12 protein-coding genes are annotated in these 13,257 nt (G+C 66.5%); 9 read left to right on the forward strand and 3 right to left on the reverse strand.

Translation table 11 applies throughout. From position 1 onward, the window contains the following. The first annotated feature begins 2 nt into the window (after positions 1–2). The 9 genes from IT779_RS21300 (at position 3) to IT779_RS21340 (ending at position 11,427) form a co-directional block, all read left to right on the forward strand. Positions 3–3,581: a phage tail tape measure protein gene (locus IT779_RS21300; protein ID WP_196151119.1), complete on the forward strand. Its 3,579-nt coding sequence runs from the start codon at positions 3–5 to the stop codon at positions 3,579–3,581. A gap of 19 nt (positions 3,582–3,600) precedes the next feature. Beyond that, a complete protein-coding gene (locus IT779_RS21305) occupies positions 3,601–4,431 on the forward strand; it encodes a hypothetical protein (protein ID WP_196151120.1) in 831 nt (276 codons plus the stop codon). Further along, complete coding sequence (locus IT779_RS21310; RefSeq protein WP_196151121.1) at positions 4,428–5,990, forward strand: Gp37-like protein; 1,563 nt, start codon at positions 4,428–4,430, stop codon at positions 5,988–5,990. The genes IT779_RS21305 and IT779_RS21310 overlap by 4 nt, the downstream gene beginning before the upstream one ends. Positions 5,991–5,999: 9 nt before the next feature. Then, complete coding sequence (locus tag IT779_RS37900; RefSeq protein WP_232541928.1) at positions 6,000–7,256, forward strand: peptidoglycan DD-metalloendopeptidase family protein; 1,257 nt, start codon at positions 6,000–6,002, stop codon at positions 7,254–7,256. A gap of 71 nt (positions 7,257–7,327) precedes the next feature. Beyond that, on the forward strand, positions 7,328–7,585 hold the full coding sequence (locus IT779_RS21320; RefSeq protein ID WP_196151122.1) for a hypothetical protein: 258 nt from the start codon (positions 7,328–7,330) through the stop codon (positions 7,583–7,585). Positions 7,586–7,671: 86 nt separating this feature from the next. Then, entirely contained in the window at positions 7,672–8,070 is a 399-nt protein-coding gene (locus IT779_RS21325) for a hypothetical protein (protein WP_196151123.1), read from the forward strand. Between the two features lie 3 nt (positions 8,071–8,073). After that, entirely contained in the window at positions 8,074–9,513 is a 1,440-nt protein-coding gene (locus IT779_RS21330) for a hypothetical protein (protein WP_196151124.1), read from the forward strand. Between the two features lie 20 nt (positions 9,514–9,533). Then, complete coding sequence (locus tag IT779_RS21335; RefSeq protein WP_196151125.1) at positions 9,534–10,721, forward strand: hypothetical protein; 1,188 nt, start codon at positions 9,534–9,536, stop codon at positions 10,719–10,721. 61 nt (positions 10,722–10,782) lie between these two features. Beyond that, positions 10,783–11,427 (forward strand): hypothetical protein, encoded by a 645-nt coding sequence (locus IT779_RS21340; protein ID WP_196151126.1) that lies wholly within the window; start codon positions 10,783–10,785, stop codon positions 11,425–11,427. 59 nt (positions 11,428–11,486) lie between these two features. Here IT779_RS21340 and IT779_RS37215 read toward each other — a convergent pair whose 3' ends face one another. Genes IT779_RS37215 through IT779_RS21355 form a run of 3 tightly spaced genes read right to left on the reverse strand, consistent with a single transcriptional unit; the run spans position 11,487 to position 13,222 of the window. After that, a complete protein-coding gene (locus IT779_RS37215; RefSeq protein WP_332838894.1) occupies positions 11,487–12,248 on the reverse strand; it encodes a DUF2637 domain-containing protein in 762 nt (253 codons plus the stop codon). 40 nt (positions 12,249–12,288) lie between these two features. Further along, positions 12,289–12,525, reverse strand: a complete 237-nt coding sequence (locus tag IT779_RS21350) for a hypothetical protein (protein ID WP_196151127.1) — start codon at positions 12,523–12,525, stop codon at positions 12,289–12,291. Between the two features lie 40 nt (positions 12,526–12,565). Further along, positions 12,566–13,222, reverse strand: a complete 657-nt coding sequence (locus tag IT779_RS21355) for a P-loop NTPase family protein (RefSeq protein ID WP_196151128.1) — start codon at positions 13,220–13,222, stop codon at positions 12,566–12,568. Between the last annotated feature and the right edge of the window lie 35 nt (positions 13,223–13,257).

Below are 13,257 nucleotides of genomic sequence, written 5' to 3' on the forward strand. Positions count from 1 at the left end.
ACATGAGCACATCGGTCGGTGGCATCTACGCCGAACTCTCATTGGACGACACCCGATTCCAACGCACCCTGACGTCGGCGCAGCAAGGATTCACATCGCTGCAATCGGCGGCGCAACGCGCCGCGTCGGACGTCGACCAGTCGTTCAACAGCGCTGGCTCCAGCATCGAACGCGGCGGACTCGGCGCACGCAACGCAGCCCGCGACATGGGCACCGTCGGCGACGCCGCCACGGGCGCGGCCCGCGACGTGGGGCGCGTCGGCAGCGCGGCGCAGAGCGCGGCGCAGGACGTCGGCCGCGTCGAACGGGCCGCGAGTTCTGCCGCGTCGGCGACGCGCGGAATGGACATCCCATCCGGGCTCGCCCGATCGGCGCGCGACGCGGCCGACGCGGTCGGCGGCATCAGCGACGCAGCCGACGGCGTCGGCCGCTCTGGCGCCGCTGCGGGTGACGGATTCGTCGGCGGATTCAGCCAGAAAGTGAAGGGCCTCGGCGGCAAGGGAGGCCCGATCGCGATGGCGCTCGTCGGCGTCGCCGGTATCGGGCTCGCGGCTGGTGCCGTCCTGATGTCCGCCATCGAAGACGGCATGAACACCGAGAAGTCCCGCGACATGGTGCAGGCGCGTCTTGGCATCAACGAGGAGACAGTTCGGATCATGGGCGTCGCGGCCGGGAACGCTTTCACGAACGGGTGGGGCGAGAGCGTCGACGCGAACATGCAAACGCTGCAAGCCATGATCCACGGCGGTCTGCTCAACGGCGAGGAATCCGCGGCTGAGATGCAACCGATGGTCGAGCAGTTGAACGCCGTCACTGACCTGATGGGCGCGGAAGTTCCGCAGACCGTGCAGGCACTACGAGCGCTGCTCATCAACGGTCTCGCACCAGACGCCGAGTCGGCGATGGACCTGATCGTGCGGTCCTTCCAGAAGGGCGGCGACGTCGGTGAAGACCTGCTCGACGTGGTGCGCGAATACTCGGCAGGCTGGAAACAGACAGGGTTCTCGGCCGAGTACACGATGAGCCTCATCAGTCAGGCGATGAAGAACGGCGTCGACATCGCCGATCGGCCAGGCGACGCCATCCGCGAATTCGGCAGGCGCATGTATGAGGAAGCGGACACTATCAAGGAGGCGCTGACCAGCCTCAACCTTCCCGCTGACGAGTTTTTCGACCGACTGAAGGCGGGCGGCCCCGAAGCGGAAGCCGCCTTCGACGCCGTTTTCGATGCCATCCGCGAAATCGAAGATCCGCTGGAACGGGCGACCGCAGCGCAGGCGCTCTTGGGTGACACGGCGGGTGACTTCATCGGTGCCTTCACGCAGTGGGACCCCTCGCAGGCGCTCAAGGAATTCGGCGACGCGGCGGGCACAACCGGCCTGGCGATGCAGACGATGAGCAGCAATTCGGCGTCTGATCTGGAGGCCGCGAAGAACTCGATTACCTCGTCGGCCGATGACATCAAGCTCGCCCTGGCGGGCGCGTTCGGTCCGACCCTTCAGAAGGTCGCCGACTGGGTGTCGATGCACAAACCAGAGCTGATCGCCTTCTTCGTCGACCTCGCTGACGCCGGATTCGCCACTCTGGATGGCGTTCTCGCATTCACCTCGGGGACGCTGCGCGCCCTGGGGATGATGGCCGACGGCACGAACGAAATGATGGGTTCGTCCGTCATGAGTCTCGGCGTATTCGCGTCCTCGCTCGGCGGTGTGCTCAAGCACATCCCTGGCATGAAGGACGCGGGCGAGGCCCTGGTATCTGCTGGCGATTCGACGCAGCAGTTCGCCGACAAGATGGGGCAGCTCGGCGACCGTACGCGGGCGCTGGCCGACACCGTCGACGCGGTCCGGCCGAAGATCGACGAAATGCGCGAATCGGTGCACACCGCTGGTTCCGAGGCAGCCAACGCGGCAGAAATGACGCGGCTGTTCGGTGGCGCGGTCACTGCGGTACCAGACGGCAAGTCGGTGCAGGTGGAGGCGCTGACGGCCGAAGCTGAGGGCCGCCTGACCGATTTCGGATTCAAAGTCGAGCACCTGCCCGGCGGTATCTCCAAGATCACCGCACAGACCGACGAGGGGCAGAAGCTCGTCGACGACTTCATCCGCAACAACAACGGCCGAACAGTCGACCTTGAGGTGCTGGCGAAGTTCTCCGGAGCAATCGCATCCGGCTCGGTCCCGACCCGTGCGAACGGCGGTATCGACCTGTACCGCTACGCGAATGGCAAGCTGCCCGCCGACGCGACGATCCAGCCCGCGACGCCGCACCTGGTGCAGTGGGCTGAACCGGAAACCGGAGGCGAGGCATACATCCCGATGGGACTGGCGAAGCGGTCGCGGTCGACGTCGATCCTCGCCAAGGTCGCGCAGGCATTCGGCTACGGGCTGTTCGCCTTCGCGAATGGCGGTCTGCACGGCACGGAACTGGCTGAGCGGACACGCGGCATCGAGGGTGCCCGCTACGTGTTCGGCGGCTGGGATGAATCCTGGAACACCGACTGCTCGGGCGCAGCCTCGAAGGTCGCGAACATGCTCGCCTACGGCGATCCGATGGTCGGCGGCAGATTCGCGACCGGCAACCAGGGCGAAGCCCTCGCAGCGCGCGGATTCCAGCCCGGCCCAGGCCCGGACGGCTCCGTGCGTATCGGCTGGATCAACGACCCGGACATGCCCGGAGGCGGCCACACAGCCGTCACGCTCGAAGACGGCACCAACGTGGAGATGGGCGGCGCGAGAGGAAACGGTCAGTACGGCGGCAAAGCCGCAGGATGGAGCCAGTTTCCGAACGTCATGCACTACCCGGTGTCCGGCAACGTCGGCACCGGCCAGAAAGGCAGCGGCGCCACGGACGCGTCGACGGCTGGCGGCAACTCGTCGACGGCGAAGAGTTCGACGACATCCGGTGTGCAGGATGTGCGCGTCACCAACTGGCCCGCAGGGCTCGGCGCGAACGACGACGAACGCAAACCGATCGCGACCCTCTCGGCTCGCTGGTTCGCTGACGGCACCGAAGATCACACGGCCCAGATCGCTTCGCCTGGCGACCTGCGGGTGTGGGCCGAACCCGAAACCGGTGGTGAGGCGTATATCCCGCTCGCTGAGGCTAAGCGGTCGCGGTCGACCGCGATTCTCGCGCGGGTCGCGGACCGATTCGGTTTCCGGCTCTCCCGGTACGCGCTCGGTGGTTTCGGCGGTGTCGGCGACCAAGGCGACGGCGGTACACATACCGGCTCGTGGACGGTCGCCAGCCGCGCGGCGCGGTCCGGTATTCCGCTCTCGACTCCGTCGCGGTCCGTACCGCTCGCGGTGTGGGGGCAGCACGCGTACCGGGCGGCGCTGCTCGCTGCCGGTGGCGCGATGGCGTTGCGGTCCGGCTGGTCCGACGACGGCACGACATTCCAGGGGTTCGACACGGGAAGCAACGCGATTCCCAACTACGACGAGGGCCTGAAGCAGGTCACGACGCTGCTGGAACAGATCAAGGCAGCCGCGGAAGGCCGCGCCCCGGTGGAGGTCGATGTCGACATCGACTCAGGTCGCCGTGAGGCGGCGCTCAACATTCGACAGCTCGGGGTCTGACCCCGGAAATGGGGTTGCGATGTCGGTTCGGTACGAACTGCACGGCATTGAACGTCCCGGCCATCCGCGCCTCGTGTGGCGATTCGGCGAACCCGATTGCCCGCTGCGTCTCGCCGAGGCCCCAACGGGTCTCGGCGGTGCGCAGGCGACCCACGTACGGCAGGCCAACGCCAGACAAGCCGGTGCGACGTGGCGCGGCATCGAACGCGGTATCAACACGATCGGACTCGTCGTGCGTGTCGGCCCGGTCGAGCCGGGCGCGGTCGCCATCGACCTGTGGCAGTCCTGGCGAGGGTCGCTCGGCACTGGCGAGCAGATCGGCGAATTCCATGCCATCTCCCCTGGTGGCGGCGACCGATTCCAGTGGGTTCGGCGTGAGAGCGTCGTCGCCGATTCAGCGGTCGACCTACTCGACACCGTCGGCGCGGTCACCGAATCAGTGGTGCTCGGCTCCGATGAGAGTTGGTGGATGGGTCAGACGGCGCACCTCGGGCCGCTCGCGCCGGGCAGCTTCTCCGGCCGCAGCCTGTACAACGACGGCGACTGTGCCGCGTGGGTGTTCTGGCAACTGACCGGACCGGGCTCATATGAGATCGGCGTCGGCGACGAGGCGGTCATGCTGCCGATGCTCGGCGTCGGCGAAGTATGGACGGTCGAGACCAACCCGGAGTATCCGCACATCAAGAACTCCGACGGGCTCGACACCTGGGAGATTGCGGGCAATATCGGCTGGTACACGTCGGTGCCTGCCAAATCTCTGGCGCCGCTGCATATCGTCGGCACCGGCACGTCGTCGGTGTCGCGGGTCGAAGCGTGGATGCCACAAAAGTATGAGGCGGCGGTCGCGTGAGCGCGCCCGTCACGCCGAATCCGGTGTGGAAGCCGAACACGAAGACACCACCCGCATTCGACATCGAGGTATTCAGCCAGGACTACCTACGGTCGCGTCCACTCGGCCCCTACATGAAGGCACGATTCGGCTGGTTCTGGCGTACACCGGGCACCGGCACGATTCAGGTCCGCCAGGACCACCCGCTAGCGGCCCGTCTGATGGCCTGCAAACGCGACGTCGTGCCGATTCGCACCTACTACAACGGCATCCCGTGGGATGGCCGCGTCATCGCGGCGATATCGGAGGGCAAGCCGGGTCAGCAGATCGTCACCGCGACGTGCATCTCCAACCTGTATTGGATTCTGACGCTGCTGGCGTGGGTCAGTCCGGGGCTTCCCCCGGAGGTACAGATCGCGTTGACCGGCAAACAGGATGTCGTGTTCGGGCCGACCGACTTCGTCCTGAAGTCGTATCTGGCGCGCAACGCGATCCGGATGCAGAAGCCGGTCTACGTGAAACTGCCCGTGCAGTACGACATTCCGGAACTGCCGCAGCTCGCCGATATCGACACACTCGACGACCTGCTAGCACTGGTCAATTCGTTGACGGCGGACGTGACCGTGCTGTCCGCGCGCATGACCCAGCTCGACGAGTTGTTCGCGTCGGCGCTCGACTCGAGCGACCGGGGCATGACCTGCAATCTGTGGATTCCGCGAGACGGGCCGTCGCCCCTGGTGTTCAATACCGACACCCTCGCCCGGCTGCAAAACATCCTCGACCTGTCCGGTGACAACTTCTTCTGGTTCACCAACCCGGACAACATACTTGGGCTCGCTGACCCGGACGAGTGGGGCGCGATGCAGCGCGCCGGATACGTATTCGACACCCGCGTGAAGCGGGATCGACGCTGGATGCAATGGCGCACCGACTCCGGTCAGATCGTCAACATCAGGCGCGGTGTGCAGCATCCGACGCACCATTCGGTCGTCGTCGGAGGCAAGGCACCGGACTTCGTCAATCAGACGATCGAATGGGCCGCGAACCTCGCGCTGCAAGCGTTCCTCAACGCCATCTTTCCGGGTGCGGCACTGGGCTCGATCCTGGTCGGCGACATGTTCGACGACCTGTTTTTCGCGTACCAGAAATTCGACGACCCGGAACTGAAAGCGGACCTCGGTGAGCACGGATTCGGCGAGAAGTTCGCCGACAACAGCGCCGCCTACAGCCTGGACGCGTTCGCGGTCGGCATGGCTTCGCTCAAGGCGGGCGGTGGCGGCGAATCGCTCGAAATCGAGGTGAAGGCAGGCGGTATCGACGGCCGCGGCTTTTCATTCGGCGTCGACGACGGCTCCGGCCGCAGGTTCGACGTCGGCGACATCATGTCGTTCTGGGACGACGGAACCGTGGTCGAAGACTACGTGTCCGCTGTCGAGGTCGAGGACTCGCCCGGCGAGGTCTGCACGGAGTTCGTGTCGATCGGCGACCGCGACCCGCTCGACGACCCTTGGACAACTCTGATCGGCCGCGTGAAGGGTCTCGCCGCCTTCTCTCGCGCCATCGCAAACGGCACCGGATAGGAGGGCCGAATGGCTGTTATTTACACGCCGCTGCGGTCCGGAACATACACGCTCAGTTCAGGTTTCGGCCCGCGATGGGGTACCCAGCACAACGGGCTGGACTTCGCTGCTCCGCACGACACCCCGATCTACTCAGCCACCAACGGCACAGTCGTCGCAGCCGGTCCCGCCGACGGATTCGGCAACTGGATATGGGTCGACTCGCAGGCTGAGAACGACGTCGACCTGATCTACGGGCACATGGAGGCCCGCGACCTATTGGTCAAACCCGGCGACCGCGTGCGCGCCGGTCAACTGATCGCCCTCGTCGGCTCCGACGGCGAATCCACCGGTCCTCATTGTCATTTCGAGGTGTGGACCGCACCCGGCCGCGTCGGCGGTCAACCAATAGATCCGGCGTCCTGGCTTGCGTACGCGCTCGACCCGGCCGCTTCCACACCGTCAAAGGGAGGTACCGCTGTGGGCTGGTACGGAGACCCGGTTTGGCTCGACGTCGTACTGCGCGACGAGGGTCTGACCGTCATCGAAGCGCCCGGATGGCGCGAACGCGGGGAGGGCGATTTTCGGAACATCTGGGGTGTGATCTGCCACCACACTGGCGGATCACGCACGCCCGCAACCGAAATCATGTACGGCGTACCCGCGCTGCAAGGGCTGCTGTCGCAGATTCACCTTGCCCAGGACGGCACCGTGACCCTGTGCGGTGTCGGCGTCGCCTGGCACGCCGGTATGGGCGAGTATCCCGGCTTGCCGGAGGACAACGCCAACTGGCACACGATCGGCATCGAGGCCGCCAACAACGGCACCGAAGGCTGGAGCAACGCGCAGTACTGGGCGTACGTGAAGGTGTGCGCCGCGATCGTCCGCCGCCTCGGCTACGCGGCCGATCGTGTCATCGCTCACAAGGAATGGGCGGGACGCAAGCAAGGCAAGTGGGACCCCGGAGCGCTGGACATGGTCCGGTTCCGCGACGACGTCCAAGCCCAAATCGACCATAAAACAGGAGGTTTCCTCATGGCTCTGTCCGAAGACAAGCAGAACGAACTCTACAACCTCGTCACCAAGGAACTCGGATACCGATTCCAGTCCCGCGCCCGCGTCGACGGCCATCAATCCGACTTCCGCGACAGCCTCGTCGGATACGTGCTCGAGGGCGACAAGAAGCTGTTCGAGCTGGAGCAGTGGCGCAGGACCGTCGACACCCGGCTCGACGAAGTCGGCACGAAGCTCGACCGCATCCTCGCGGCGCTCGTCCGCGCCGCCTGAGCGCCAGCCGAAATCAATCACCGCTACGCCACCCGTATGGCGAAGCACCACACAGAAAGTTGAGGCCCGCTATGGGTGAACACTCCCTCGTCCCGACCCCCTCGCAGACCGCCTACCCCTGGCGCGCGACCGCTCGCACTGTTTTCCAGGCAGCCCTGGCCATCCTGGTCGTGCTGCCGGTCGTCATCGCCACCAGCGGCATCCCCACCACCGGAGTGGTCGGCATGTTCCTGGCCGTGGCTGCCGCGATCACTCGCGTCATGGCACTGCCGGTCGTCAACGAACTCCTGCGGCGCTTCGCACCCTGGCTGCTTGCCGAACCCGCCTGACCGGCAACTGATCCCAGCACCGCCAGCGGCCACCCGACGCTCTCGGGTGGCCGCTGGCGTGTGCCCCTACCCGCAGGAGGTCGCCGGTGAACGCCATCACCCCGTACCTGAAAGACATCCTCGGTTTCCTCGGCATGATCGCGGGCGCGGCCGGACTCTGGCACGCAGCCCGAACCAAGACCGCCGCCGAGTCGCGGACAGCGGAAACCACTGCGGCCCACGCGAAAGAGGCTGCCGCCGACGCGCGACTGAAAACGATGCTCGACGCGCAGCGCGCCGACTTCGAGGTCATCGTGAAGCCCCTGCGCGACGACGTCGAGGATCTGCGCCGCGAAGTCCGCGACCTCCGCACCGCCATCGACGCACTGCGCATCCGCTACCGAGCCGCCCTCGATTACATCCGCCGTCTCCGCGCGTGGGGCTCTGCCCGCGCCGACGGCGAACCGATCCCGGAGCCGCCCGCCGACATCGCCGACGAGGTATAGCCGATGCAGCGACTCATCAGACCACCCGAGGTAAAGGCCGATTTCGTTGGCGCACTGCAAGGTTGGCTGCGGTCGATGCTCGGCATCTCCTCCGCGCACGGCGCTGCCATCGCCGACCTGGAAACCCGCATCAGCACCGGGGCGTCGTTCTCCGACAAGTTCAACCGCCCGGACTCGGCGACTCTGGAGAACGGTTGGATACAGGGCGGCGCGGGTCAGCCGCTAGGGATCGAGGACAACGCGGCCCGCCTCAACGGGCTCGGCATCGCGACCGGTGTCCGGTACGCGATCTGTCCTGCGGTCATGACCGACAACAATCACTCGGTCGCCGCGATCGTCAACCCGCACGGCATCGCAGCCGCCGCGAAAACGTCGCTGTACGTGCGCGCGAACGCGGACCTGACCGAATTCGTGTACCTCAACGTGTTCCGAGACGTCATGTACCTCGGGCGCGGTACCCGGTCGGGGACGACATGGACACACACCGACTGGCGAGTGATCCCGACCGGTGTCAGCGAGGCCGACACCGTCGAACTGGTCGCCGACGGAACGACCTATCAGGTGATCGTCAATCGCGCAGTGATCGAGCGATACCCCGACACATCCGGATATCCGGTCGACGCGTCACACCGCACCGTCGGCTTCTCGCAGGAGACCCGCATCGTCGGACTGATCCCTCAGTACTCGTTCGGTCTCGCCGGATTCTCGGCGCGGTCCGGGCTCGGCACGCTCGCCTCAACCACCGCTGTAGCAACGACAGCACAGGCGACCGCGACCGCCGCGCAATCCACCGCCACAGCCGCACAGTCCACCGCGAACTCGAAACCGAGCTACGCCGACGTCCCCACCGACGTGCCCCTGTGGGTGAACATCAATGCCAATGACGACCCGACCTTTCCACTGTCGGCGCTGGTCATGTGGACCAACGACACCGACGGCGGCGCAGGTACCGAATCCATCTACCCGGACTATGTTCCGGCCACGCGGGTGCTCGAGCTGGGCCACATCCGGGCGACCCGCGACCGCAACTATTCGACGATCGGCTGTATAACGGGCGCTACCTCATGGGGTCTCGCGCCGCAGTCCTTCGAGATGTTCCTGTTCAAGATGAGTCTGCTGAACGGGAACCTGACGAAACTGTGGTCGAGCGGCGATATCAAGTCCTCGATCGCTGCGGCCGGAACCCAGTTCCGCGTCACGATGCCCACAATCGGCGCGCTGAAGGGCGAGGTATACGCGGTCGGCGTCCATCAGATTTCGCCGAATCCCGCCTACGCGAACCGGCCTCTGGCCTGCCTGAAATCGGCCCGTCCAGACCAGCCGTCCGGGGTGTACCCGCGCAACATCTACGGCTGGGTCGCTGCGTCCGACACCGTCCCCGCGACCATCCTCGCCTCGAATATCCAGACCAACGCTGTCATCCCGTGGCTCGTCCTCGGCTGACGGAACACTGAGGTGCCCAAATGACAGTTCTCACAGACCATTTCGCGGACCTCGCAGACGGACCGGTGAACGGATTCGTCGAATTCTGGAGGCCCGACGTCGGCCCCGACACCGACGGCATCGGCTCGACGACGTCGGATCGTGTGGTCGTTCCGGTTGTCGACGGAGACCTGACCTCACCCGACCTCGACCCCGGTCCCGCGCGGGTGATGCTGAGGTTCGGCGGTTGGAGTCCGCCGCGCGACATCGTCATCCCGGATTCCGACGATCCCGTGCAGTTGACACCGCTGTTCACTCAGTTCGAGGTTCAGCCTCCGGCCGTCGTCTCGCAAGCCTGGTTGGCGGCTGCCGCTGCGGGCGTCGCGCGTGATTTGGCAGTCGCGGCCGGGGCGTCGGTCGCCGCGTCGGCGGCTGCGGCTGCGGCGTCCGCGTCGGCCGCTGCGGCATCTGCTGCGGAGGCGGTCGACGTGGTCGCGGCCGGGCTCCCGAACGCGACCACGTCCGCGAAGGGCGGCGTCAAAATCTCGGGCGACCTCGGCGGCACGTGGGACGCGGTCACCGTGCCCGGTCTCGCAGCGAAAGCCGCGGCTGTCCACTCGCACGCTCTCGCCGATATCGTCGGCCTCGTCGCCGCGCTGGACGCGAGACAGACCACCGCCGCGCGTGGTGTCGCGAACGGTTACGCACCGCTCGACGCATCAGGCTTGATCCCGTCGACGCACCTGCCCAGCTACGTCGACGACGTACTCGAATATGCGTCGCTGGCGTCGCTTCCCGCGTCGGGCGCGACGGGGCAGATATACGTCGCGTTGGACACCGGACGAATCTACCGATGGTCCGGTAGTGCGTACGTCGAGATCAGTCCGTCACCGGGCAGCACCGACGCGGTACCGGAGGGCTCGACCAACCGCTACTACACCGACGCGCGCGCCCAGGCGGCGAACGCGTCGGCACTGGCGGCGAAGGCCACGGATACGGCGGTTGTCCATCTCGCAGGCACCGAAACGATCACAGGCGCAAAGACGTTTTCCGTCCCCCCGACCGTGCCCGCTCCGTCGGCGTCAGGGCACGCGGCACGCAAACAGGACGTTGACGTGAAGGTCGGCAGTGACGGCAGCGTCGTGACGCTGGTCAAGGTGACGCAGGCAGCCTACGACGCGTTGGGCGCTGGACGTCCCTCGTCGACGTGGTACGGAATCGTGGGGTGAGCCGATGGCGTATCGCATAGGCGACGCAACCCCGACGCGGTTCTACGCGGGCGACGACGCGATGGGACGCGTCTACGCGGGCGACGTACTGATCTGGTCGGCGGCGCAGAACGCGTCGGACGACTTCAACCGTGCGTCACTCGGCTCGAACTGGGTGACGCTCGGTATCTCGTCGGCGGGCATCGTGCCGGTCATCAACGCCAACCGGCTGCGGAATGCTCCGACCACGGTATCGAATACCCGGAACCAGTCGGCCGCTCTTTTTTCAGCGGCGCCAGCGGTTTCGGACAACCACATGGTTCGAGCCACGCTCGCGAGTGCCGTCAACGGCCTCTACTCCGGCCTGATTCTGCGGGCGTCCGTCGATTTTCAGAACATGGTCGTCGCGATGCTGACCACGGATTCGGCGGCTACGGGCATCTGGACGTTCATCGGGGGCACGTCGGTGCGTCGGGTGTCGACGTCGACGAGCACGTTCGCGGCGAACGACGTCGCAGGGTTCAAGGCTGAGGGCTCCCTGTACACGCTGGTGAAGAACCCGGACGGCGCGAACACCACTGTCGCGACGTGGAACGACACGGGCGCGCTGTACCTGCCGAGTTCGTCTCGGCGTCTCGGCGGCGCATACCTGACGTCGGACTCGAACGTCGTCGGTACGCAGAACTGGTCGCCAGCACTCGACGACTTCAACATCCGCGACATATAGACAACCGCCCCGCTCCGAATTCTTCGGCAGCGGGGCGGTTTTCGTCGTATCTGGATCGGCTACGTCGTGGCGAGCTGGTTGCGCCACCGCCGCACAGACGGCTCCGACGCGCCGACGCGCGCGGCAATCGCGTAGTTCGACAGCTCGGTAGTGCGGATCAGTTCTTCGGCAGCGGCGCGGCGCGGCACAGTCGACTCCGCGGGCGTCTGCTGGGCCGCTGCGGTGGCCTGTTGGGGCGCTGGCGGAGCTGCGGGTGCAGGGCGGTCCGAGGGCGCGGCGGGCAGCAGCGGGGCGGCAGGGCGCGGCACGACGGCTGCGGCGGGGAGCGACGGCTGCGGCGTGGCCTGGTCGATGTGAACCTGCTCCACGGCGCGGAACATGTCCTGCTCGGGATCGGCGGACGGCGACTCTGCGGCGACGGGCTCGGGCGTCTGGTCGTCGACGGTCATCGCAGCCCGTGCGAGCAGCACCGTTAGGTGCGTGACGGCGAGTAGGGCGACTGGGGGAACCAAGGCAACCGCTGCGGCTACCTCCGACGACACCGGACCGGGCGGGAGCACGGCGTGAGTGACGTTGCCCGCGACCGATACCAGCGCGCCGACGGCGAGGAGGAACCAGCCGTACGCGGAGCCGCGCAGGGCGACGACGGCGACGGTGGCGACGACGATCAGCCCGTCGACGATCAACGGCCACGCAGCGGCGTGCCTGACACCGCTGCGCGCGGCGAGGTCGGTCAGCGCCGCGAACGACAGATCGAACGACAGAGCGGCGATAAGAATTGTGCCTGCGACCGCGATCCGGGCAGGGGTGAACAACTTCACTGGTTGGTTCCTCTCGGGTGTGGCCGTGGCGGCGGCCTGATTACTTCTTGCGCGGTCCGCGCTTCTTGGGCTCGCGGTTCCCTGGGCCAGGCCGGGTAGCCTGCCACTCCTTCACTTCGTCGATGTCCCACAGTGGCGTGTCGCCGACCCTGTCTTTGGGTTGCGGCGCAGGGTTATTCAGCGCCGGGCGCGAGACGTATCCGTGCCAGGTGTTGAGCTTGACGCCGACGTAGTCGGCGCACTGCTGCGCCGTCCACATGTCGAGTTCTAGGGTCATGGCTGGTTCCTCTTCGTGCTCATCGGGCGGGGATGACCCGCTACGCGGCGGGCGCGGATTCGCGACTGTCGGCGCATACTACAAGCCCCGGATTCAAGGTGTCCTGAGCGCGGGTGACCGCCACGTACGAGAGCATCAATTCGTCGGCGAGATGGCGGCGGGCGCGGTGCAACCGCTGCGGATCGACTCCCAACTTCGCCTCTGCGACAGCGTTCCGGGCCTTCTCCAGATGCTCGGCGAGGTCTTCGGCGAGCCGCACCCGTCCCCACTCGCGGCCCTTGCTCTTATGCGCGGTGACCACCAGCACCTCGGCGTCGCGCTCGTCGACGACGCTGCCCAGCGCGGCCCGCAGTTTGTCGACCCCGTGTTTGTCGATCAGCGCGACCAGCATCTTCCAGTCGGCCGCATCGGTGGCCTGCTCGGCGTACTCGACGACCTGATCCCACGATGTGAACGCTGCGAGATCTGCCATCGCGGCCGGTCGGCCCTGCTTCAAATCCTCGGCGGCGTCGCAGAACCGGACGGCGACGGGCGAATCGAAGTCGGCTACGTGGTCCAGGTCGACCACCGGCCGAATTGGTTCGGCTACGCCCAGATTGACGGCGCTTGCACCTTCGTCGCGTCGGGCCTGGATCGGGCCGAGGTTCAGACCCTCGTCGTCCTGGCCGTGCCGCCCGGCTCGATCGACGAATCCCACTCGGCGCAGTAGCACTCGGATTCCGGGCGGTCGCC

This window comes from Nocardia bovistercoris (assembly GCF_015674855.1).
Lineage (GTDB): Bacteria > Actinomycetota > Actinomycetes > Mycobacteriales > Mycobacteriaceae > Nocardia > Nocardia bovistercoris.

What these genes read in the sequence shown, in the direction of transcription:
- IT779_RS21340 (WP_196151126.1), top strand. Translation starts at nt 10,783, where the DNA reads ATGGGACGCGTCTACGCGGGCGACGTACTGATCTGGTCGGCGGCGCAG.
- IT779_RS21335 (WP_196151125.1), top strand. Translation starts at nt 9,534, where the DNA reads ATGACAGTTCTCACAGACCATTTCGCGGACCTCGCAGACGGACCGGTG.
- IT779_RS21350 (WP_196151127.1), bottom strand. Translation starts at nt 12,525, where the DNA reads ATGACCCTAGAACTCGACATGTGGACGGCGCAGCAGTGCGCCGACTAC.
- IT779_RS21330 (WP_196151124.1), top strand. Translation starts at nt 8,074, where the DNA reads ATGCAGCGACTCATCAGACCACCCGAGGTAAAGGCCGATTTCGTTGGC.
- IT779_RS21300 (WP_196151119.1), top strand. Translation starts at nt 3, where the DNA reads ATGAGCACATCGGTCGGTGGCATCTACGCCGAACTCTCATTGGACGAC.
- IT779_RS21305 (WP_196151120.1), top strand. Translation starts at nt 3,601, where the DNA reads ATGTCGGTTCGGTACGAACTGCACGGCATTGAACGTCCCGGCCATCCG.
- IT779_RS21320 (WP_196151122.1), top strand. Translation starts at nt 7,328, where the DNA reads ATGGGTGAACACTCCCTCGTCCCGACCCCCTCGCAGACCGCCTACCCC.
- IT779_RS37900 (WP_232541928.1), top strand. Translation starts at nt 6,000, where the DNA reads ATGGCTGTTATTTACACGCCGCTGCGGTCCGGAACATACACGCTCAGT.